This window comes from Verrucomicrobiota bacterium JB022 (assembly GCA_030673845.1).
Classification (GTDB): Bacteria; Verrucomicrobiota; Verrucomicrobiia; order Opitutales; family Oceanipulchritudinaceae; genus WOUP01.
The window spans coordinates 135,318-155,335 of record JAUTCQ010000009.1 but is presented as its reverse complement, the minus strand read 5'-3'; the positions used below and the strand labels follow the sequence as shown (position 1 = coordinate 155,335).

At 60.9% G+C, this 20,018-nt stretch carries 20 protein-coding genes; 7 read left to right on the top strand and 13 right to left on the bottom strand.

The genetic code is table 11. The features are described from left to right. The first annotated feature begins 88 nt into the window (after window positions 1–88). From glgB to Q7P63_06075, 4 genes are all read left to right on the top strand, one after another. On the top strand, window positions 89–2,308 hold the full coding sequence (gene glgB, locus Q7P63_06090; GenBank protein ID MDP0499654.1) for a 1,4-alpha-glucan branching protein GlgB: 2,220 nt from the start codon (window positions 89–91) through the stop codon (window positions 2,306–2,308). Between the two features lie 90 nt (window positions 2,309–2,398). After that, a complete protein-coding gene (locus tag Q7P63_06085; GenBank protein ID MDP0499653.1) occupies window positions 2,399–2,641 on the top strand; it encodes an antitoxin in 243 nt (80 codons plus the stop codon). After that, window positions 2,642–3,094, top strand: coding sequence for a PIN domain-containing protein (locus Q7P63_06080; GenBank protein ID MDP0499652.1), 453 nt, complete (start codon window positions 2,642–2,644; stop codon window positions 3,092–3,094). A gap of 188 nt (window positions 3,095–3,282) precedes the next feature. After that, a complete protein-coding gene (locus tag Q7P63_06075) occupies window positions 3,283–4,560 on the top strand; it encodes a DEAD/DEAH box helicase (GenBank protein ID MDP0499651.1) in 1,278 nt (425 codons plus the stop codon). A gap of 83 nt (window positions 4,561–4,643) precedes the next feature. Here Q7P63_06075 and Q7P63_06070 read toward each other — a convergent pair whose 3' ends face one another. The 13 genes from Q7P63_06070 to Q7P63_06010 all read right to left on the bottom strand — a co-directional run bounded on the left by Q7P63_06070 (window position 4,644) and on the right by Q7P63_06010 (window position 18,464). Continuing rightward, a complete protein-coding gene (locus Q7P63_06070; protein ID MDP0499650.1) occupies window positions 4,644–5,513 on the bottom strand; it encodes a sulfotransferase domain-containing protein in 870 nt (289 codons plus the stop codon). A gap of 94 nt (window positions 5,514–5,607) precedes the next feature. Beyond that, on the bottom strand, window positions 5,608–6,780 hold the full coding sequence (locus Q7P63_06065; protein ID MDP0499649.1) for a response regulator: 1,173 nt from the start codon (window positions 6,778–6,780) through the stop codon (window positions 5,608–5,610). A 49-nt stretch (window positions 6,781–6,829) separates the two neighbouring features. Further along, window positions 6,830–7,393 (bottom strand): chemotaxis protein CheX, encoded by a 564-nt coding sequence (locus Q7P63_06060; protein ID MDP0499648.1) that lies wholly within the window; start codon window positions 7,391–7,393, stop codon window positions 6,830–6,832. Between the two features lie 123 nt (window positions 7,394–7,516). Continuing rightward, window positions 7,517–9,310, bottom strand: coding sequence for a response regulator (locus Q7P63_06055; protein ID MDP0499647.1), 1,794 nt, complete (start codon window positions 9,308–9,310; stop codon window positions 7,517–7,519). A 52-nt stretch (window positions 9,311–9,362) separates the two neighbouring features. Next, window positions 9,363–11,081 (bottom strand): sigma-54 dependent transcriptional regulator, encoded by a 1,719-nt coding sequence (locus Q7P63_06050; GenBank protein MDP0499646.1) that lies wholly within the window; start codon window positions 11,079–11,081, stop codon window positions 9,363–9,365. Window positions 11,082–11,097: 16 nt separating this feature from the next. Then, entirely contained in the window at window positions 11,098–11,478 is a 381-nt protein-coding gene (locus Q7P63_06045; GenBank protein MDP0499645.1) for a hypothetical protein, read from the bottom strand. Between the two features lie 105 nt (window positions 11,479–11,583). Beyond that, entirely contained in the window at window positions 11,584–12,150 is a 567-nt protein-coding gene (locus Q7P63_06040) for a chemotaxis protein CheD (GenBank protein ID MDP0499644.1), read from the bottom strand. Between the two features lie 14 nt (window positions 12,151–12,164). Next, window positions 12,165–12,641, bottom strand: a complete 477-nt coding sequence (locus Q7P63_06035; GenBank protein MDP0499643.1) for a hypothetical protein — start codon at window positions 12,639–12,641, stop codon at window positions 12,165–12,167. 13 nt (window positions 12,642–12,654) lie between these two features. Continuing rightward, complete coding sequence (locus Q7P63_06030; GenBank protein MDP0499642.1) at window positions 12,655–13,152, bottom strand: chemotaxis protein CheW; 498 nt, start codon at window positions 13,150–13,152, stop codon at window positions 12,655–12,657. Between the two features lie 120 nt (window positions 13,153–13,272). Then, window positions 13,273–14,529, bottom strand: coding sequence for a response regulator (locus Q7P63_06025; GenBank protein MDP0499641.1), 1,257 nt, complete (start codon window positions 14,527–14,529; stop codon window positions 13,273–13,275). 12 nt (window positions 14,530–14,541) lie between these two features. Next, window positions 14,542–16,455 carry an ATP-binding protein gene (locus Q7P63_06020; GenBank protein MDP0499640.1) on the bottom strand — a complete coding sequence of 638 codons (1,914 nt, stop codon included), beginning with the start codon at window positions 16,453–16,455 and terminating at the stop codon, window positions 14,542–14,544. After that, window positions 16,436–17,608: a chemotaxis response regulator protein-glutamate methylesterase gene (locus Q7P63_06015; protein ID MDP0499639.1), complete on the bottom strand. Its 1,173-nt coding sequence runs from the start codon at window positions 17,606–17,608 to the stop codon at window positions 16,436–16,438. The genes Q7P63_06020 and Q7P63_06015 overlap by 20 nt, the downstream gene beginning before the upstream one ends. After that, a complete protein-coding gene (locus tag Q7P63_06010) occupies window positions 17,601–18,464 on the bottom strand; it encodes a protein-glutamate O-methyltransferase (GenBank protein MDP0499638.1) in 864 nt (287 codons plus the stop codon). Before Q7P63_06010 ends, Q7P63_06015 begins: the two co-directional genes overlap by 8 nt. Window positions 18,465–18,681: 217 nt before the next feature. Here Q7P63_06010 and flgB point away from each other — a divergent pair, with 217 nt between their 5' ends. The 3 genes from flgB to Q7P63_05995 are packed head-to-tail and all read left to right on the top strand — an operon-like array spanning window position 18,682 to window position 20,015. Next, window positions 18,682–19,071, top strand: a complete 390-nt coding sequence (gene flgB, locus Q7P63_06005) for a flagellar basal body rod protein FlgB (protein MDP0499637.1) — start codon at window positions 18,682–18,684, stop codon at window positions 19,069–19,071. Window positions 19,072–19,095: 24 nt separating this feature from the next. Then, window positions 19,096–19,512, top strand: coding sequence for a flagellar basal body rod protein FlgC (flgC, locus tag Q7P63_06000; protein ID MDP0499636.1), 417 nt, complete (start codon window positions 19,096–19,098; stop codon window positions 19,510–19,512). 17 nt (window positions 19,513–19,529) lie between these two features. Next, a complete protein-coding gene (locus tag Q7P63_05995; protein ID MDP0499635.1) occupies window positions 19,530–20,015 on the top strand; it encodes a flagellar hook-basal body complex protein FliE in 486 nt (161 codons plus the stop codon). Window positions 20,016–20,018: the final 3 nt, after the last annotated feature.

Sequence of the window (20,018 nt, the reverse complement as noted above, 5' to 3'; positions counted from 1 at the left end):
TCGGGAAAGCGTTGGACAGAAAAGGCTTTCCACTGCTACGCATCGGTTATACTCATTGCGCGAGACAACCTCAATCCCCACAGTCGCCGTGATCCTAAGTAAAGAAGAACTTCGCTCTTTCCTCGAAGCCAAGCAGTGGAATCCCCACCACTACCTCGGGCTTCACACCTTCAAGAAAAACGGCACCACGGGGGTGGTCGCCCGCGCTTTTGTGCGCGACGCCAAGGCCTGCGACATCGTCGACACCAAGACCGACGAGCGCTTCCCGCTCCAGCAACTGGCCCCGGAAGGCTTTTACGAGGGCGTGCTGGGCGACCGCAGCGAGCCTTTCCGCTACCGCCTGCGCGTAACCCGTTACAACGGTGAGATCCACCAGTTTTACGACCCCTACGCCTTCCAGCCCACGATCAGTAACGACGATCTCTACCTCTTCAACGAAGGCAGCGAGCACTTTATCTACCGCAAGCTCGGTGCTCACGTGCGCGAGATCGACGGCGTGCCCGGCGTCAGCTTTGCCGTCTGGGCCCCCAACGCCGCCCGCGTCTCCGTAGTAGGCGGCTTCAACGGCTGGGACGGTCGCTTCCACCCGATGCGTGCGCTTGGCAGCTCCGGCGTGTGGGAGATCTTCATCCCCGGCATCATGCAGGGCGCCAAATACAAGTTCGAGATCTTCGACCGCCAGAACCAGCTCCACCTCAAGGCCGACCCCTACGGCACCTCCTTCGAGGCCCCGCCGCACAACGCCTCCGTCGTCTGCAACGTCGAAGATTACCAATGGAACGACGAAGAGTGGATGCGCCAGCGGGCCGAGCGTGACTGGCACCGCGAGCCCATGAGCATCTACGAGGTCCACCTCGGCTCCTGGAAGCGCGTGATCGAAGACGGCAACCGCCCGCTCTCCTACCGCGAAGCCGCCGACAAGCTCACGAACTACGTCAAGGAGCAAGGCTTCACGCACATCGAGTTCATGCCGCTGGCCGAGCACCCCTTCGACGGCTCCTGGGGCTATCAAGTGACGGGCTTTTACGCCCCCACCCAGCGCTTCGGCCCGCCGGAAGACTTCCAGTATCTCGTCGACACGCTGCACCAGGCCGGCATCGGCGTCATCATCGACTGGGTGCCCGCGCACTTCCCGACCGATGCCTTCGCGCTCGCCAATTTCGACGGTTCGGCCCTCTACGAGCACTCCGACCCGCGCCAAGGCTTCCACCAGGACTGGGGCACGCTGATCCCCAATTACGGGCGTCATGAAGTGCGCTGCTTCCTCGTCGGTAGCGCACTGTCGTGGCTCGAACGCTTCCACATCGACGGCCTGCGGGTCGACGCGGTGGCCTCCATGCTCTACCTCGACTACTCACGCAAGGAAGGCGAGTGGGTGCCCAACCAATACGGCGGCCGCGAAAACCTGGAGGCGATCAGCTTCCTGCGCCACGTCAACGGCCTCGTGCACCACTACCACCCCGGTGCAGTGACCATCGCCGAAGAATCCACCTCGTTCGGCGGCGTCAGCCGACCGGCCGAGCACGGCGGCCTCGGTTTCGACTTCAAGTGGAACATGGGCTGGATGCACGACACGCTCCAGTACTTCCAGAAAGACCCGATCTACCGGAAGTATCATCACCACAACATCACGTTTGGGATGATCTACCAGTTCCACGAAAACTTCGTGCAAGTCTTCTCTCACGACGAAGTAGTGCACGGCAAGGCCTCCATGCTCATGAAGATGGCCGCGCCCTCCATCACGGCCAAGGCCGCCACCCTGCGCGCGCTCTACGCCCTCATGTGGACGTGGCCGGGCAAGAAGACCCTCTTCATGGGCAGCGAGTTCGGCCAGTCCGCCGAGTGGCGCTACGATCAGAGCCTCGACTGGCACCTGCTGCAGTATCAGGACCACGCGGGCATCCAGATGATCGTGCGCGACCTCAACGACATGTACCGTCGCGAGCCCGCCTTTGCCCACGGCGACTGCAGCCACCAGGGCTTTGAGTGGGTGACGATGAACGACAGCGAGGCCTCCGTCTTTGCCTTCATCCGCAAAGGCCCGAGCAAGGAAGACACCTTCCTCGTCATCGGCCACTATACGCCCGTCGCCCGCCACGCCTACACCATCGGGGTGCCCTACAACGGCTACTGGAAAGAAGTCATCAACTCCGACGCCGCCGTTTATGGAGGCAAGGGTGAAGGCAACATGGGCGGCCGTAAGTCCGATCCCGTGCCGTGGGACGGCCACCAGCACTCCCTCAAGCTCACCCTCCCCGGCAACGCCACCATCGTCCTCAAATACATGGGCGAAGAGATGGAAGAATAGGGGTGTGGCGGTCGTATCGGCCGCCACTGCTTTCAACATTGAATATCGAGCTTGATAAATGATGGCAAATTGCCATCATTGTTCTTTGCTATGGTTAAAACGCAGGTTCAGATTCCTGATCACTTATATACTGAAGCAAAGCGGGTTTCTAAGGATTATGAAATGAGCTTTGCTGAGGTCGTCAGAAGAGGGTTGGAGCGCATCGTGACGGATTATCCTCCTCGACTAGCCGCACGAGACTGGCAATTTCCGCAGCCAGAAGATCTCGGCTACAAGGATTTCGACGATGAAATGCTGAAGCGGTTAGCTCAGGAGGAAGAGCCGCGTCTGTAAATGTTAGCCATTGACACAAACATACTCTTCTACGCTTTTGCGGCGGGGCGACCTGAGCATCCAGCTGCGTTGGCGTGGTTGAAAGACCAGCATACTCGCAGCGATGTGGTGATATCAGAATTTGTCTTGGTGGAATTTTATAGGCTCCTGAGGAACGCGACGTTACTGGATCGCCCCAAGTCTGCCTCCGAAGCTGCGGCGATCATTCAACATTATCGGCAGCATCCAAGTTGGCGCACACTTGGATTTAATCAGAACAGTCAACTTGTGCATGACCGCCTCTGGGAGCGAGCGGCTTCACAAACCTTTTCTACGCGCGCCATATTTGACGTGCGTTTGGCCATTAGTTTGCAGGACCACGGCGTGGATGAGTTAGCTACACGAAACGTCAGGGATTTTGAAGCCATGGGGTTTCGAAAAGTATTCGATCCGTTAGCCTCTGCCCAAAAGTAAACGATTCCGTCACGGATTGTGAATATCTTTGCCAAAAGGCCGATCGAAGGTTTTATTGGCGAAGAATACATGTCCAGCCACGAATTTCCGCGAGTGCTCATGAGCACGCCTTGATGGGCACCCGCGTCGATTCGTGGTTGGGGACCGCCCGCTCCCGGTTACCGGAGCCCCGCACTACAACAGTAACCATGATCGATACCGCTACGGAAGAAACACCTACCGTCGAAAACAACACTCCGCTCCCCAGCTTTTCCGAACTCGGCCTCGCCGAGCCCGTCCTCAAGGCCGTGCTGGAAAAGGGTTACGAGCGCCCGACACCGATTCAGGCCCAGGCTATCCCGGTCCTTTTACAAGGCAGGGACTTGACCGGCGGCTCGCAGACCGGCACCGGCAAGACGGCCGCCTTCTGCCTCCCCATCCTTTCCAATCTGATGAAGGGCGGGCACCAGAAAAACCCCCGCTGCCTCATCCTCGAGCCCACGCGCGAGCTTGCCCAGCAGGTCATCGCCCAGCTCGAAGTCTACGGGAAGTACCTCGACCTCAAGATCGCCCTCCTGCACGGCGGTGTGAAGTATACCAAGCAGCGTGAAGCCCTCGATGCGGGCGTCGACATCGTCGTCGCTACCCCGGGCCGTCTGCTCGACCACATGCAGCAGAAGGCGCTGACGCTCAAGAACCTCGAAGTGCTCGTGCTTGACGAAGCCGACCGCATGCTCGACATGGGCTTCATGCCCGACGTGCGTCGCATTCTCGACCAATGCCCCGAGAAGCGCCAAAGCCTGCTCTTCTCCGCCACCATCCCGCCCGCGATTGAAAAGCTGGCCGAGCGCATGCTCGTGGAGCCCGCGCAAATCCGCATCGGCGGAGGTCGCAAGCCGGCCGAGACGATCAACCACGCGATCTACCCGGTGGATGACCGCCAGAAGTTCGACCTGCTTGTCTCCCTACTGGAGCAGACGGAGTATCACAGCGTCCTCATCTTTACCCGCACCAAGGCCGGGGCCGACATCATTGGCAACTGGCTCAACCTCCACCTCCCCGGGAAGTCCGTCGTCCTCCATAGCGACCGCACCCAGAGCCAGCGCGAAAAGGCGCTCAAGGAGTTCAAGGACGGCAAGTGCGAAATCCTCGTCGCGACCGACATCGTGGCGCGCGGTATCGACATCAGCGGCGTCAGCCATGTCATCAACTACGACGTGCCCGAAAACGCCGAAGATTACGTGCACCGCATCGGCCGGACCGGTCGTGCCGCCAAGACAGGCGACGCCGTGACGCTCTACACCGCGCAAGACAAGGACTTCCTGGGCGCGATCGAGCGCTTCATCGGCAAGACGATCGAGCGCAAGCAGCTCGACGGCTTCGACTACGCCTACACGCCCGCCATGTCGCACGAAAAGACGCGCAAGAAGAAGCGCAACCGCGGCTTCCAGGCCCCCGGCTCGCATACGCCCCGCTGGCACCGCTAAGGCTGGCTGGTAAAAGTTCAAGATAGCTTTCGAGGATGGTTCAAAACGAGCCATCCTCTTCTTGTATCTGGCCGCAAACGTGGCTACCAGGCGTAGCCCAGCGTCTCGACCAGGCGAGGGAAGCGCTCGCGAAAGGCAGTCGTGACCTCCGGCGTAAAGTGCTCGACCCAGTCGCCCGCCGCGCCCTTGCGGTAATGGCTCTGCTTGTCTTCCTGCCCCTCCCGGCGCCCACCGGCCAAGCGGGAAAAACGGTTTTCGTGGCACTTGCCCAGCAGCAGGTATTGCGGCACCTGCGCCGGCGTGGGGTTGCAAGGCCACCACGGCAGGCGGCGCTTCAGCTTATGGTGATAGAGCACGCCGACATCGCGCACCCAATCGCCCGCCTTGGGCTCATGCCAGTTCACGAGGCCCAGAAAGTCGAACGCATCCAGCATCGCCTGATAAGGGTTCTGGACAAAGCGCTCGTATTTCATCTCCAGCACGTTAGCGGCTCCATAGTTCCAGCTCGCCAAGTCCCTGAAAACGCTGGCGCTAAACTCCATTTCGGCGATCAAGCCCTCGCTCTGCGACAGCTGCTGCAAGCGTTCGCGGTGGGCGCTCAGCTCCGCCCAGCCCTCGGTGGGGTGGGAGTTGCGGTGCGAAAAGTAGCCCGACACCAGGATGTCGCGCGGGTCGCGGATCAGGTGGAACCCAAGAAACTCCGGCAGCTGCTGGCGTTCGCTCTCCTTCGCGTTGCGCAGGCACAGGATGTCGGTGCCCTCGCGCTGGACCGCTGCCGCCAGGTCCCCGGCATATTGGCGAGGGTTGTCGTAGCTCCCAAAATTTCGGCCCGTGTAGTCGGCCACAAAACGGCAGATCTCGACCACCCAGGAGGTGGCGCATTTGTGGTGACCGAAGAAGACGTAAAGCCTGTCTGCCATGCTGGAGCCGAAGATGAGGACGCCCGCCCGCATGTCGAACGCATTTCGCGGCGGGAGTTGGGATGAAGTAAAAGGGCGGCTCCGTGAGGAACCGCCCTGATGGGAAAGGGATGGAAAAGAGGGAGCCTTACAGCTCGATCTCGGCCGCTTCCGGCTGGGCGCTGCCGCTGCCGCCGCCCATGGGCTGCGTCTTGGCCTGGTCGATGCTGCTGTAGAACGTCCAGTTGCGGGTTTCCTCGTAGGCACCGCATTCGCCCTTCACCGCGTCGTTGCCGACGAGGATCAAGGTCAGGGTCAGGTCCTGGCAGATCTCCTTGGCGTGCACCATCATCTTGATGGTTTCCATATCGATCTTCTGCAGGCGGCTGGCGTCGAGGATCACCTTGTAGAAGCCCTTGTCCACCGCGTCCGCAATCTTGGCCTTCATGTAGTTCTGAACTTCGGTCAGCATGTAGGCGTTGGTGTTGTGCGGCAGGTGGATGATGAGGTAGTCCTCATCGTAGGTAAAGTAGCGCTCCGAGGTATCGAGATTGATGGCCTTGGCCACCTTGGTCTCGAGGTCGGCAAAGTCGATCGGCTTGGTCACGATGCTGTTGAAGCCAAGCTGCTGGGCCTTTTGCTGCATCTCCACATCGGTCTTCACCACGAGGCCAAACGCGGGCACATACTTGGTCTTGTGCTGGGCGCGCAGGATGCGGAAGAGGGAGAATGCGCCTTCTTCGGGCAGGGAAAGGCTGATGATGATCAGGTCGGGCATCTGCTTTTGGCAGAAGTCGATCGTGCCGCCGGTGGTGGAGACGCCGTGGATCTTCCAGTGCAGGTGCGCGAGGCCCTTGCTGATCTGGTCGATGATGATCGGCTTGTCTTCGACGACGAGGATGTCCACCGAGTCCGAAAGACGCTTGGCCTTGCTCACCTTTTCATCGGCCGGGCGCAGGTCGATCACGCGGCCTGCCTTTTCGATCAGCACTTCTTCCTTGAAGGGCTTCACGATGTAGTCGCGGATGCCGAGCTTGGCGATGCGCAGCACAGCTTCACGACCGGCCTCGGCCGTAAGCATGATGACGGGGATGGATTTGAGGGAAGGGTCGGCCTTGAGCTTGGTCAGCATCTCGATCCCATCCATCACCGGCATCGTAACGTCCAGCAGGATGATATCGGGTTGCTCTTTTGCCGCCAGCGCCAAACCCTCAACACCGTTGGAAGCTTCCATCACTTCGCAGTCATAGCTCCGGAAAGCCTTTTTGACGATGATGCGAACGGCACGGGAGTCGTCGACTGTGAGAATTTTAAGACTCATGGGTGGGGGCGTCGGAAAAGATTAGAAGATTACAGGAATGGTGGGTGACCTAGGCGGTGCGCTTGAACATCATGTCCACAAGAAGCGTGTCCTGGTAAAGGCTAAATTCAAAACGCTGACGGTGCACGCCGGAAGAAGACTGGATGGTGAAATTGCTGCCGCGCACGATCGAGGGCACTGTCAGGCGACATTCGTAACCAAACTGGGAAAGGGTATTCTTGATCGTGCCGATGGTCATGTTGGCCACTTCGCCGAGAGCGTCGTTGACGACTTCGTGGTTGCCGCGCACATCTTCCATTTCCATCCCGAGGAAGCCGCAGGTAACGCTTTCGGCCAGAGTCTCGGTGAAATAGAGGTAGGCGACGCCGTCGAGCTCGCCGCAGAAACCGACCGCAGCCACGACAAGGCCTTTGGACTTGAGGGGCAGCTCGCCGGCGGGCGGGGGAGCCTCGTCTTCATCGAAGCTTTTCTGTTCCTTTTCCACCATCATAGCGGAGCTGACAAACGTAGCCTCCGTCCCCACCATGGTCGAGAAGAAGCGGTCCACTGCTTCGATGACCAAGGCCTCAAGGCGTTCTCCAGAGATTTTTTCAGGTAGGGCGGTCGTTTTCATGCTTTAGGCAGAATCGGGACAGGTTGGAATTCGTTGGAAAGTAGACTCTAAGTGACTTGTGTAGGTATATCGGCTCAGGCCTGCTAAATTTGAGTCTCTGCTGCAAAATTCTCCAGTAATGCCTCAAACGGTGGCATAGGCCTCCGGCAAGAGCGGCATCGAGGGTAGCTCCAACATCAGTTCCACCTGCCGCGGGATACGCTTCAACAGCGGATCGAGCGCGCTCAGCAGCTCGGCCGGGGCGAGCGACATCTCCACATCGCACGTTTTCAAGACCTGCCAGGCGCTGGCATGGACAAACGCATCGGTCCCATCTTCCTGCAAGTAGCCGCGGAAGCCGAACGACATGCCGGCGTTGAGTGCATCCGCCAGTTGGGCCATCGAGGCCACAATCCGGGCCAGGTGCCCCTCCGCCTGCTCGGGCCGTTGAAAGTCGCGGGCGGAGGCGACGAGGGCGGCCGGGGCCTGGTTTTCCATCAGCCAGCGGAAGGCCGTTTCCTCGGCCGATTCGGCAAAAATCCGGTAAGCACCCTCCATAAAGGCCGTCATGCTGGCCTGCGCCTGTGCGAGCAGCACTGCATAGCGCACCGGTTGGGTCGTAGCCCACAGCCACTGGCCCAGCAAGGGCATCAGGCCGGCCAGCGGCACCTCGCGGGCCAGCGGCAGCTTACGGCTCAACTCCCAATAGAGGATGACGTTGGCGAGGGTGTATTTGGCCAGCGGGCGCAGGTCGAGCGGGTTGTGCAGGCGTCGCGCCTCGTCTTGCCAGTAGCTCAGCAGCATGGCGGCGAGCAAAGGCGCGGCTCCAAAGATATCGAGCGCTTTTTTTAAGGCCCGCGCGCCCGAGACGCGGTCGTTTTCCGTCGAGACGATTCGCCCAAGGTGCACTGGAAGACCCGGGATCTGCGACAGGAAGTCGAGCGTGTTTTCTTCACTCAGCGGGCGGTGGAGCCAAGGGCGCAGGCTGGGGCCGAGGTAGCGCTGGCCCGGGGGCAAGGTTGCGGCATCCCAACGGGCAGGGGGTATTTGCGCGTGCGTGATGAGCCGGGCAAAATCGTGAAAAGGCGCGTGCGTCATCTGCTGCCACGCTTCGCGGGCGGCATTGCGCGCCTGCCGCGTCCATTCCTGTTTGCGGACTTCGCGGCGGGCGGCCCCAACGGCCTCCTTCTGACTGATGCTCTCCCCGAGGTCCTTGTCGCTTTGGATCTGGAAGTGGACGGCAAAGCGATGCTGCATCAGCTTGGCGATCACCTCCGCCTGGCGCAGCGCGGTCAGCGAAAGATTGAGATCTTCCTCCAGCAAGTGCCTTTGCAGACGGTCGGTGAGGTCGTCGAGCGCGGAGACCCCGAGCACGCGGGAGATGCTGGTAAACTTCTCCAGGTAAGACGTGCTCTTGCGCATCCGGGTGGTGCCGATAGCGCCCTTGAGGCTGTGCACCACATCCAGGATCGTCTCGGCGTTGAGGTGGAGCATCCGGTAATACTCATCCTCGTCGAGGTCCAGGCGATGGCAGACGTGCTCCACCGGCTCGAACAGCTTGTCGCGCCACGAAAAATTCAATGCCTTGTCCAGCTCTTCCATCACGCGGCCCTTCACGTAAGGCTTCACGAGGATGTTCTGGACGCCCATCTTCAGGTATTTGATGACGGAGCCGCGGTCGGAAGTGGCGGTGTAGACAAGCACGGGCAGCTCGCGAAAGATGGGATCACTGCGCAAGTCGCGCAAAAACTGCCACCCGAATTCCTCACCTAACACATTGTCGAGCACCACCATGTCGACATTGATCGTTGCCTGCAGCAGCTGCCAGCCGCCCAAAACGGTATCGGCAAAGCATGCCTGGTGCGCGGCACCCTCAAGAAACCGCTTGAGGAGCGTCCGCGCCAGAAGATCGTCTTCGACAATCAGAACGGTGGCCATCTGAGGAGATAGATCGGCAAACCTGACGATTTTTTACAAGCCAATCCTCTATTTATTCAATAACCAACCCCTCATCCCGGTATTGGTTGATTTTGTTACGCAATGTCCGGGTAGAAATTTTCAGCATTTCGGCAGCCTTGGCGCGATTGCCTTCCGTCACCTCCAAAGCTTTGAGGATCTGGCGGCGTTCCAGATCTTCGAGGCTCATCAGCTCGCCGCTGTCAGTTTCTGGCGAAGGCGTGGCGGCGGCCCGAGGCGTCACCGGCTTTTCGTCTGCCGCCTCGTCGTCGTCATCGCCGAAGTCGAGCGGGTCGGGCATCGTGGGCACGGTACGGCTCGGCTCCGGGGGAGGCATCTGGGCCGGGGGCGGTGCGTAGTGCTGAGGGGGCGGAGTCTGCGGATACTGCGGGTAACCGGCATTGGGCGGCATGTAGCCGGGGTAGGGGAAGCCGTAGCCCGGGGGTGGTTGGCTGCCCGCCGCAAATGTGCCGCCATTGACGATCGGGGGTGTATCGCCGACGCCATGCGGGTAGCCGCCGTAGACGCCTGCCGGCGGGTAGCCGCCAGCAGGAGGCGCCCCGTAGGGCGAAGGTGCCGCTTGGCGAGGGCGGGGCAAATGGAGGGAAATGACTTCGATCGGCTGGTTCGGCTCGGTCAGGATCACCGCCCGCTCGATCGTATTGTGCAGCTCGCGCACATTGCCGGGCCACGGGTGCTGCATCAGGCGCTGCTCCGCATCCGGCGTAAAGCCCTTGCCTGCCTGCCGGTGCTTTTGGGCAAAGCGTTGGGCAAAGGACCGGGCGAGCAGCAGGATGTCTTCACCCCGCTCGCGTAACGAAGGCACATCGATGGGGAACACGCTCAGCCGGTAATAAAGGTCTTCGCGGAATTCGCCGCGCCGCACCGCCTCCAGCAGGTCGCGGTTGGTGGTGGCGATCACGCGCACCTTCACGGAGATCGTTTTTGTGCCGCCGACACGCTCGAATTCACGCTCCTGCAAAACGCGCAAAAGCTTGGCCTGGATGCGCGGGGAAATTTCGCCGATTTCGTCGAGCAGGATCGTGCCGCCGTCGGCGAGTTCGAAGCGACCCGGCTTGCGGGCGGCGGCGCCGGTAAAGGCGCCCTTTTCGTGCCCGAAAAATTCGCTCTCGATCAGGCTCTCGGAGATGGCCGCGCAATTGACCTTAATAAAAGGCCGGTCCGCCAGATTGCTCAGGCGGTGCAGCTCGTTGGCCACCAGCTCCTTGCCGGTGCCGTTTTCGCCCAGCACCAGCACGGTGGCCTCGGTCGCGGCAACCTTGCGGATCACCTTCTTCAGCTGCAGCACGGCGGGCGACTGGCCGAGCAGCTCGCTCTTCGGGTTCAGCTCCTTGGTGTAATACTGGTTGACGCGGACGAGCTGGTCGTAATTTTCCGCACGCTTGAGCGCGACGTCGATCTGCTCCAGCGAAAACGGCTTCACGATGTAGTCGAAGGCCCCCTGGCGCATACACTGGAGTGCGCCGTCGAGCGTGGCATAGCCCGACATCATGACCGTGAAGGCGCTGGACGAAGCCGTCTGTTTCACGTCTCCCAGCAAGTCCGAGCCCATCCCGTCGGGCAAACGCTCGTCGAGCAGGATCAGGTCGAAAGCGTCTTGCTGCAGGATCTTGAGCGCGTCGGCAATATTCTCCGCGTTGGCGACCTTGTAGTGCTGCTTTTGCAGGTGGGCCGTCAAGGTCTTGCGGATGATCAGGTCGTCATCGACCACCAATATCTTTTCGAATGCCATCGCGCCAAGGGGTAGGTTAGCCGGTAGTGCTGAGACCGCGCTGCCAGGCCATGAAAACGTGCTGCCCCGTGGCCTCGACATGAGGCCGCAAGGCATACTCGCTACCCGCAATTTGCAGGAAAGATCGGTCGAGGTCCAGCGCAGGCATCAACAAGCGCACTTCAAACGTCTGTGCGTTGTCGTCTCGGGCCGGGTGATGGCGGATGACCACGCGTAGGGAAGAGGTGCCCATCCCGGCCGGGTGCGGCCAGCTGAGGCGCAAAGTCGCCTCGTGGCGGGCAAAGTCGAAAAACCGTTGCCGCTCGATCTGCTGCCCCAGCTCACTGTCGGGGTCGAGGTAAGCCTCCAGCAGATGCCGCTCCAGCAAATCGATGTAGAGTACCTCGTTCAGCAACATAACTCCCTCCAAGCTAAAGGACTTTGTGGCCGCTTTTCAACGACGCCCTTGCACCAAAGGGATACTTTTTTGCCGGGCGTCGTGGAGAGGGTGGCAGCCACACCTCTACCCGAGCACGACCGACTTGGTGCCCTGCGGCATGCGCAAGGTCATCTTGCCGGTGCCGATCTCGAGGTGCACGCTGCGGTTGGCGTTGCCGCCGACGGACGAATACTTGGGCTGGATACCCTCGTGCGCCAGGATCTGGCGGGTGGCCGCCACATTGCGTTCGCCGATCTTGAAGAGGTCGTTGTCCTGATTGAGCGTCAGCGCGCCGCCGCCGATAAAGACGACCATGCGGCCGGGGCGTGCGCCGAGAGACACCAGGTTCTTCAGGAACTGCGGGATGCCCGTGTCGGCAAAAACGGCCGGGTGCTGGCGGGCGCGCTCGGGGGAGAGTTTGCTCTCCGGCAGCATCAAGTGCAGGATGCCCCCCGTCTGGACCGCCGGATCGTAAGCGATCACGCCGACGCAGGAACCCAGCGCATAGGTGCTGATCGTGATGTAGGCGCGATTCGAGACGGCCATGTCACCGACGCCAACAACGATCCGTTCGGAGAGGAGCGACCCAAGGCTGGGGGCGCCTCCGTTGTTGGCAGGGTTGGTGGGCGTTGCTACCGAAGAAACAGACATGGAAGGCAATAAAGTTAGGCGTGAATATCGACCGTTTTCAGCACTTCTTGGCGGGAAAGTGCCGGATTTTGTTCCCATTGGGCCGCGAGAGCCTGCAGCTCTTGCCATTGGTCGGCTTGCGCCGCCAGCGCGGAGCCTGAAGTCAACTCCAGGCTATGCTGCCCGTCGGTCAGGCTCCAGGAGCCGCCCGGGGCGTTGGGAGGAGATAAAGTAAGGTTGGAGCCGTCGCCGCTCGCCCCCGACTGGAGGAAGGCTGCGCGCAACTGGGCCATCAGCCGGTCGATCAGGTTCTGAAGATCCTCCACACTCTGCACCCCCTCGTCGGCCAGAAGCCGCGCGAGCGGGCTTTCCGGCTGGCTGGCTTGTTGGGCTTCGAGCAGGCGGGCAAATTCGGCGGCATCGGCCTTGCGGCTGGAAGAGCCGATGGAGGCGATGCCGTCGACCACCTTCTCGGCCGCGTAAGTCAGGGTGCTGAACAGAATGGGGTTCATCAGGCAAGGCTCCTTACATGCGCACGACGTCTTCCTCGGCGATCAGCTTGTCGATATCCAGCAAGGTCTTCACCTCCTGGTCGATCTTGGCGATGCCGTGGATGTACTCGTTCTTGCGGGTGGTGCCCAGCTCCGGGTTCTTTTCGATATGGTCGCCGGAGATGGTGGTGACTTCTTCCACCGCATCCACGATCAGGCCGACGGAGACTTGCTCGTCGCCCCGGATATTGACCTGCACGACGACGATGCACGTGCGCTCGTCTTCGATGCCCTTGGGCAGGGCAAACTTCAGGCGCATGTCGATCACGGGGATGATCTTGCCGCGAAGGTTGATAACGCCACGTGTGTAGTGCGGCATTTGCGGCACCGGCGTGATCTTTTGGAGGCGGATGATCTCGCGGATCTTCAGCACCGCGATGCCATAAGATTCATCGCAGAGGCGGAAGGTGAGAAATTTGCCACCTTGAAAAACTTTTTTCTTTTCCGTGGGTGCTACGTCCGTGGTCGGCATGGGAGCAATCGTGTTAGCAGGTGATAAACCGGGTGATAGTCTCTATATCGGTTGAGCCCTTGGCGCCTTGAGACCGACAACGTGATTTTCCACGCTTAAATCTTGTTCAGAATGAGGGTCTTAATTGTAAACAATCAGGCGGTGGTTGAGTTCGCAGGCCTCATTGATGTCGCGCACCTTTTTGATCAGATGCTGATCCAGCGTCTTGCCGGCAGGGATCAGCAGCAGGCCGGCGGCGCTGTAGACATCCTTGGCCAAAACCATGCCGGTGCGCAGCTCCGCCGGGCTCAACTCCCGCAAAGTGCGGGGCAGGCGGGCCGGGCGGGTGGCCTCGACAAAGATTTGCACCGCCTCCGGAGCAAAGCGCGCGCCAGACTCGTCCAGAATCATCGCCAGGGCATCTTCGCGTGAAAGCCCGCACTCCACGTAAAAGACGGCCACCTGCAGGAACCGCGCGGGGCGGGGGATCAGGTTGCCCGCCAGCCCATCGGGAAAGCCCTTGCCGTCCCAACGCTCGTACTGGGCACGAATGGTCACGCCCACGTCCTTGAGGTGGTCGACAAACGACGCTAGAGACTGGGCATAAATAGGCGTGTGCTCAATCCGCGTCACCTCGTCGTCCGTTAGCTCCCCCCGACGATTGCGGAAGCGCAGGATCAAGTCGCGATGGACGCTGAGCATCCCGATGTTCTTGAGCCATGCACTGACCTTGAGCGTATGGGCATCGGCATCGGGGAAGTTGGGATGCTCGATCATGCGCTGGCACAGCTCGGCAATGGTGCGCGTCTCCTCGGCCAGCAGCGGGTTGAAGCTGTCGAGCAGCTTCAGGTAAAGCTGGAGCGACTTGTCGAAATTGTTGCTCAGCGCCAGGTGCGCGGCATCCAGCTCCTTGTGGATGCCCTTCAGCTCCTCGTATTTCTCCTCCAGCTTGGCGTTGGTTTCCGTCAACGTGTCGTTGAGCTGCAGGGCGTCTTCCTGCAGGCGTTGGTTGGCGGTAATGAGGGTGTAGCGCTGCTGGGCGTTGTGGAGGGTGGCAATGATCTCCTCCCGGATCCAGGGCTTGGCCACGAAGCGGAAGATCTCGCCTTCGTTGACGGCCTGGATGATGGTGTTGAGCGTCAACACCCCCGTGATGAGGATGCGGGAGGCGTTGGGCTGCAGGCGCTTGGCATGCTCGAAAAATTCGAGCCCTGTCATCTCCGGCATACGCTGGTCGGAGATGATGATCGAAAACTCGCGCTCTTCCATCAGCTTGATGGCATCGTGCGGGCGATCGGCCGTGACGACCTCGTATCCTTCCGGCGCCACCGTTTCCCGCAGGGCGATCAGAATGATTTTGTCGTCATCGAGGATGAGGACTGAACGCAGCTCTTTCATGGGGTAGGGCGGCTAGCCTAGGAGATCAAGGATTTGCATGACGAGGCGGCGGTGATTGCCGCCCGGGGGTATGGTGAGGTCGAGCAGGTGCTCAAATTCGGCAGGCAACTGGTCGTCGTCGTGCGCCGGGTGCACGTGCACCATGGGCAGAGACGGATAATTGGCCTCTACGTGGCGTGCAAGCTCTTGCATCGCTGGCGTGAAACGCGGCCCCAGGAGTACGAGCAGATTGTGCCGCGACGTCACATCGGGCAGGTAGCGCAAGAGGCGGCTGGCCTGCTGGAAGGAAATGACTTCGCAGCCCTGCTGGCGCAGCTGGTCGGTGAAGTCCGCCGCATCGGCCTGCTGGAAGATGATCACCGTGCGCCGCTCGGACTGGCCGCGCTCGTGTTTGCCGCCCACGCTGCTGAGCGATTCGGTAAAGTCGGCCGTGGGCAGAAACAGGCGGATCGTGGTGCCCATATGCTGCTCGCTCTGGATTGTGATCTCGCCCCCATGGTCCTGGATAAAAATGCGGGTATTGTAGAGCCCGAGGCCCGAACCCTTGGAAATTTCCTTCGTCGTATAATACGGGTTGAAGACGTGGGGCAGGTTTTCCGGTGGGATGCCGTGGCCCTGATCGGCGATCTCGATCAGCGCCCCGTCCTTGGGGCAGACGAAGCCGGCAGGCGCTTCGCCATCGATCACCTGGCCCGTCTCCGCCGGCAACATGCGGATGGTAATGGTGCCGTCGTGCGGGCTCGCGTCGCGGCTATTGATCACGAGGTTGAGCACCATCTGGCGGAAGGCGACCTCGTCGAGGTAGACGGGGATATCCTGCTCGGTGATCTGGGTCTCGATATGCATGTGCTTGGGCAGCACGATGCGGACAAGCTCGATCTGGTCGCGTACCAACTCACGCAAGTTGTGGTAATTGCGTCGCCCAGCCTCCTCGCGATTGAGGTCGATCATGCGCTGCACGATCTTCTGGGCTTCGAGGGCATTCTTGCGGATCATCGTCATCCCCTCGTGCCACGGGTGCGCACGGTCCATCGTGCGGCAATACAGCTCGCTGAGGGTGCCGATCCCCGTCATGCTGTTCTTGAAGTCGTGCAGCAGACCGCTGGTGAGGGTGGCGAGGCTTTCCTTCCAGCCCGCGCTGGAGAGGCGCTTTTCCGCCACTGCCTGGCGGGTGATGTCGAGCCACACCCCTTCGTATCCCAGCAGCAGCCCGTTGGCCGACTTTACGGCCGAGCGATAGTCCTGCAGGTAGATGATCTGGCCGGTGTGGGGCAGTTTGAGCCGATACGTCAGCGTAAAGCGCTCACCCGTCTGCGAGCCTTTCTGGACTTCATGCAGGTAAAAATCGCGATCCTTCTCGTAGATCAGGTCGAGGAACGAACTGCCGCTACGCTGGAGCAGGCTCACATCGAGTCCGAAGATCTCGCGCAAGCTCGGGTCGAGATACGAGAACGAAAGATCCGCCCGCTGCTGATACATGAAGCCCGGGAAGTGGTGGCTGTAGATCTTGATCTTGTTTTCCGACTTTTTCAGCCGCATGAAGAGCGTAGCCGACCACTGGTCGCCTTCCGGGATCTCCTGCAGCCCTGCGTCGGCCACCGCCTGGGCGGAACCGAGGGCAGGCATCAACGAACAACAAATCAAATCTCCGGCCCGCAATGCCTGCAGGCGCATGCCGTAAGGGCTCGGCGGCGGGCCCGGCTCCCAAGGCAGGAAGGTCGAGTTGCTCTCACCTTGAAAAAACGAAGGGCCCGGAACTTGCCATTCCGGGTTGATGCTTTTGAAGACTTGTTCCAGCGTCGGGGCCGCCTGCTCACCTCCGAAAGCCGGAAGCAAGACAGGGTCGAGCTTCACGACTTGCAGATCCTGATCTACTACGAATTGCAGCGGATCGTAGTGGACGGAATCAGACACTGGAGACTTCATGTTCGGTAGGCGGGGAGGTGCGGCGACGGGTGCGAGTGGCTTCCTGCAGGAAGGCAGCCATTTGATGGAGAGGGAGCACGCGCTGGGCGGCTCCGACCTCTTTGGCAGCCCGGGGCATACCGTAAACTACTGAGGTCGCTTCATCTTGAGCGAACGTTATCGCACCGCGGCGGCGCAAGGCAAGCAAACCTTCCGCCCCGTCTCGGCCCATGCCCGTTAGCACGCCGGCAATGGCATGCATGCCCGCCGTCTGCGCGCCGCTCTTCATCAGCAGGTCGACGGCTGGGCGCTGGTGCCATACACGCGGCCCGTCGTCGAGCTTTACGCGGTAGCCGCCCGCCGCAGCGTGCACCGTCATGTGGTAATTACCGGGTGCGACGAGCACGTGGCCGGGCTGGCACACGTCGCCGTGACGCGCCTCCTTTACCCGCAGCTTGCAAAGGCTGTCGAGACGGTTGGCAAAACTGGCGGAAAAATAGGCCGGGATATGCTGCACGATCAGGATCGGCGGCATGTCGGCCGGCAAGTCGACCAGCACGTTTTTCAGCGCTTCGGTGCCGCCGGTGGAGGCGCCGAGCAGGATGAGCGCCTTCGGGTCGAGGTGCGAGCAGTCGACCTGCTCCTTGGTCTGCGGTTTTTGCGAAAAGGCGGTAGCGGGTTGGCTGTTTTTAATGGCAGCCACCGGGGAAGGGGCCTTGCCAGCCTCGATGGCGGCATCCACATGCTTGCGGAAGCTCGCGCTGCGACCGGCCAAGGCAGCAGCCTTCAGCTTGTAAATGAGGATCGGCGCCAGGTCTTGCAGCTCGCGCGGGCTGCGCGGCTTGCCGAGCACTTCGATCGCCCCGCGCTGCATCGCCTCCCAGGCGACGTGCGAGCCCTGCTGGCTCAGCGAGCTAAAGATCACGACCGGCATCGGGCGCTCGCGCATGATGATGCTGAGGAAGCTCAGCCCGTCCATGCGCGGCATTTCCAGGTCGAGCAGCAACACTTCAGGGTCGAGCTTCAGGATCTGGTCGCGGGCCTGATAAGGGTTCTCGGCGGTGCCGACGACTTCGAGCTCCGGGTCGCGGCGCAGCATTTGAGCCACGGAAGACCGGATGACGGCCGAGTCGTCGCAGAGCAGAACGCGGATGGGGGAGGAGAGATCAGCCATGGGTCTTCTGATGGATGGAGGGGCGCAGAACTTTCAGGGCCTGAACACTGTGGCCCAGCGATTCGCTTTGGCCGGTAATGAGGTAGCCGCCGGGGCGAATCCACGGGAGGATGCGTTGGATCAAGTCTACCTGAGTATCACGGTCGAAGTAGATCATGACGTTTCGGAGAAACACCATATCAAACGGCTCGCGCCATGGGTAGTTGGAAAACAGGTTGAGGTGCTGAAATTGAATGCGCTGGCGCAACTGGGGGCGCGCCTGGAAGTGCGGCTCTTCATCGCGCCCACGCGACGGGGTGAAGTAACGCTTGATCACCTCCAGCGGCATCGATTGCAGGCGCGAGGCGGGATAGATGCCCTCCTTCGCCTTGTTCAGGACCTTGGTCGAGATGTCGGTAGCGATCACCTCGAAGTTCTCGTGCGAACCCATTGGGAGGGTTTCAGCCAAGGTGATGGCGATGGAGTAGGGCTCTTCACCGCTCGAACACGCCGCGCTCCATACTCGAAGCGGCCGGCGCCCGTGGTGCTTGATGTGCTCCGGCACGACCTGGGAGGCCATGAACTCGAAGTGCAGCACCTCGCGGAAGAAAAACGTGTGATTGGTCGAAATCGCGTCGACGAAATTAGTCAGTTCCTCGCTGCCCGCCTTACTGGTGATAAAGTTGTAGTAGTCGCTGAAGCGCGTCATGCCTAACGCACGGAGGCGCTTGGACAGCCGGGCTGTGACCAGCTCTTTCTTGTGGGGGCCGAGGTTGATGCGTGCGAGCCGGTAAATAGCTTCGCTAAAACGGTCGTATTCCTCCTGACTGAGAGGACCGATGCTGAATGAAGATGTGACCGCGGGCTGACGTGCCATGCAGGTATAAATTCGGCTTAAGCACCTGAGGTTTTAGGGGCATTATGTGGAATACGTAGATTACTTTACGAGGTGGGTGTAACCCCGCTCGCCGAGCTGCGGAAAAACTTTCCGGGCAGGTCGTGGAGAAAGTTCCTAAAGATTTTCAAGACGTTGGTTTTCAAGTTTTTAAGTTGTGTGATCGCGGAACTGGTATTGCCCTTGCTCAATGACGGCCATGCTCGAATCCATCGCCAACCAGCCCAATCTTGCCGCCGCCCGCGTCTGGCTCGACGCCACGGCGATGCGGCAACAGGCGCTGGCGGCCAACCTCGCGAATGCCTCGACGCCGGGCTACAAGCGGGTCGACCTCAATTCGGACTTCGAGGCCAACTTCCGTCGTGAACTCCAGTCGGGCCAGTTGGGCAACGGGCAGAATTTTCCGCTCTCGGTCGAGACCGACACCAGCGCCCGTGCGGTGGGCCCCGATGGCAACAACGTCGCCATCGAAGAAGAAATGCAGGCCATCAACGAAAACGCCCTGCGCTATCAGTTCATGACTCAATACGTCAGCACCTCGCTGAAGCACCTCGAGACCGCCATCACCGGCCGCGTCCAGCCGAGCTGAACCGTAAACCCGCCGCTTTAAACCATGGAACTCATCCCCGCCGCCCGCTACACCACCGATGCCCTGCAAGCCCACCGCCTGCAGATGGACGTCGTGGCGCAGAACCTGGCCAACGCGCAAACCACGCGCGATGTGGATGGGCAACCCTACCAGCGCCGTCAGGTCGTCTTCGAGAGCTACCTGCCCAAGATCGGCGGCATGGAGCCGCAAAACACCTCCCGCAGCGTGCGCGTCTCCGAGGTCTCGGTCGACAACACCCCCGGCGAGCGCGTCTACATGCCCAACCACCCGCACGCCGACGACAACGGCATGGTGGCGCTCCCCAACGTGAAAACCGCCATGGAGATGGTCGACCTCATCAACGTCTCCCGCGCCTACGAAGCCAACCTCAGCGTGATCCGCACCTCCCGCCAGATGGCCCTCCAGGCCATGCAAATCTAGCCCTTTCGTCCTGACCCATGGCCGCCATTCCCTCCATTTCCGCCCTCAACCCTTCGCTCCTCACCCGGCTGGACCCCCAGCGCGCGATGGAGCAGGCGCGCCAGCTCCAAGGGCCCACCGCCGGCCTGCCCGGGCTCGATAAGGCCGGTGCCAACTTCGACGCCCAGGACTGGATGTCGAAGCTCAACACTGCGACCCAGCGCCCGACCGATGCCCCGTGGAAAAACGACGGCGTCGAAGGAGCGGCTCGCAGCGGACTGCCCAATCTTTCCGGCGCCCCGGCCCTCGGGGTGGAAAATCTTGCCCGCGACTTCGTGCGCGCCGTCGACCAGAAGCAGGACGTGGCCTCTCACGAGGTGCGCCAGCTGATGACGGGCGAGAGCACCAACCTCCACCAGGCCATGATCAGCATGCGCGAGTCGGGCCTGGCCTTCACCATGATGGTCGAAGTCCGAAACAAGTTGGTGGAATCATTTCAAGAACTGATGCGGATGCAGGTCTAGCCC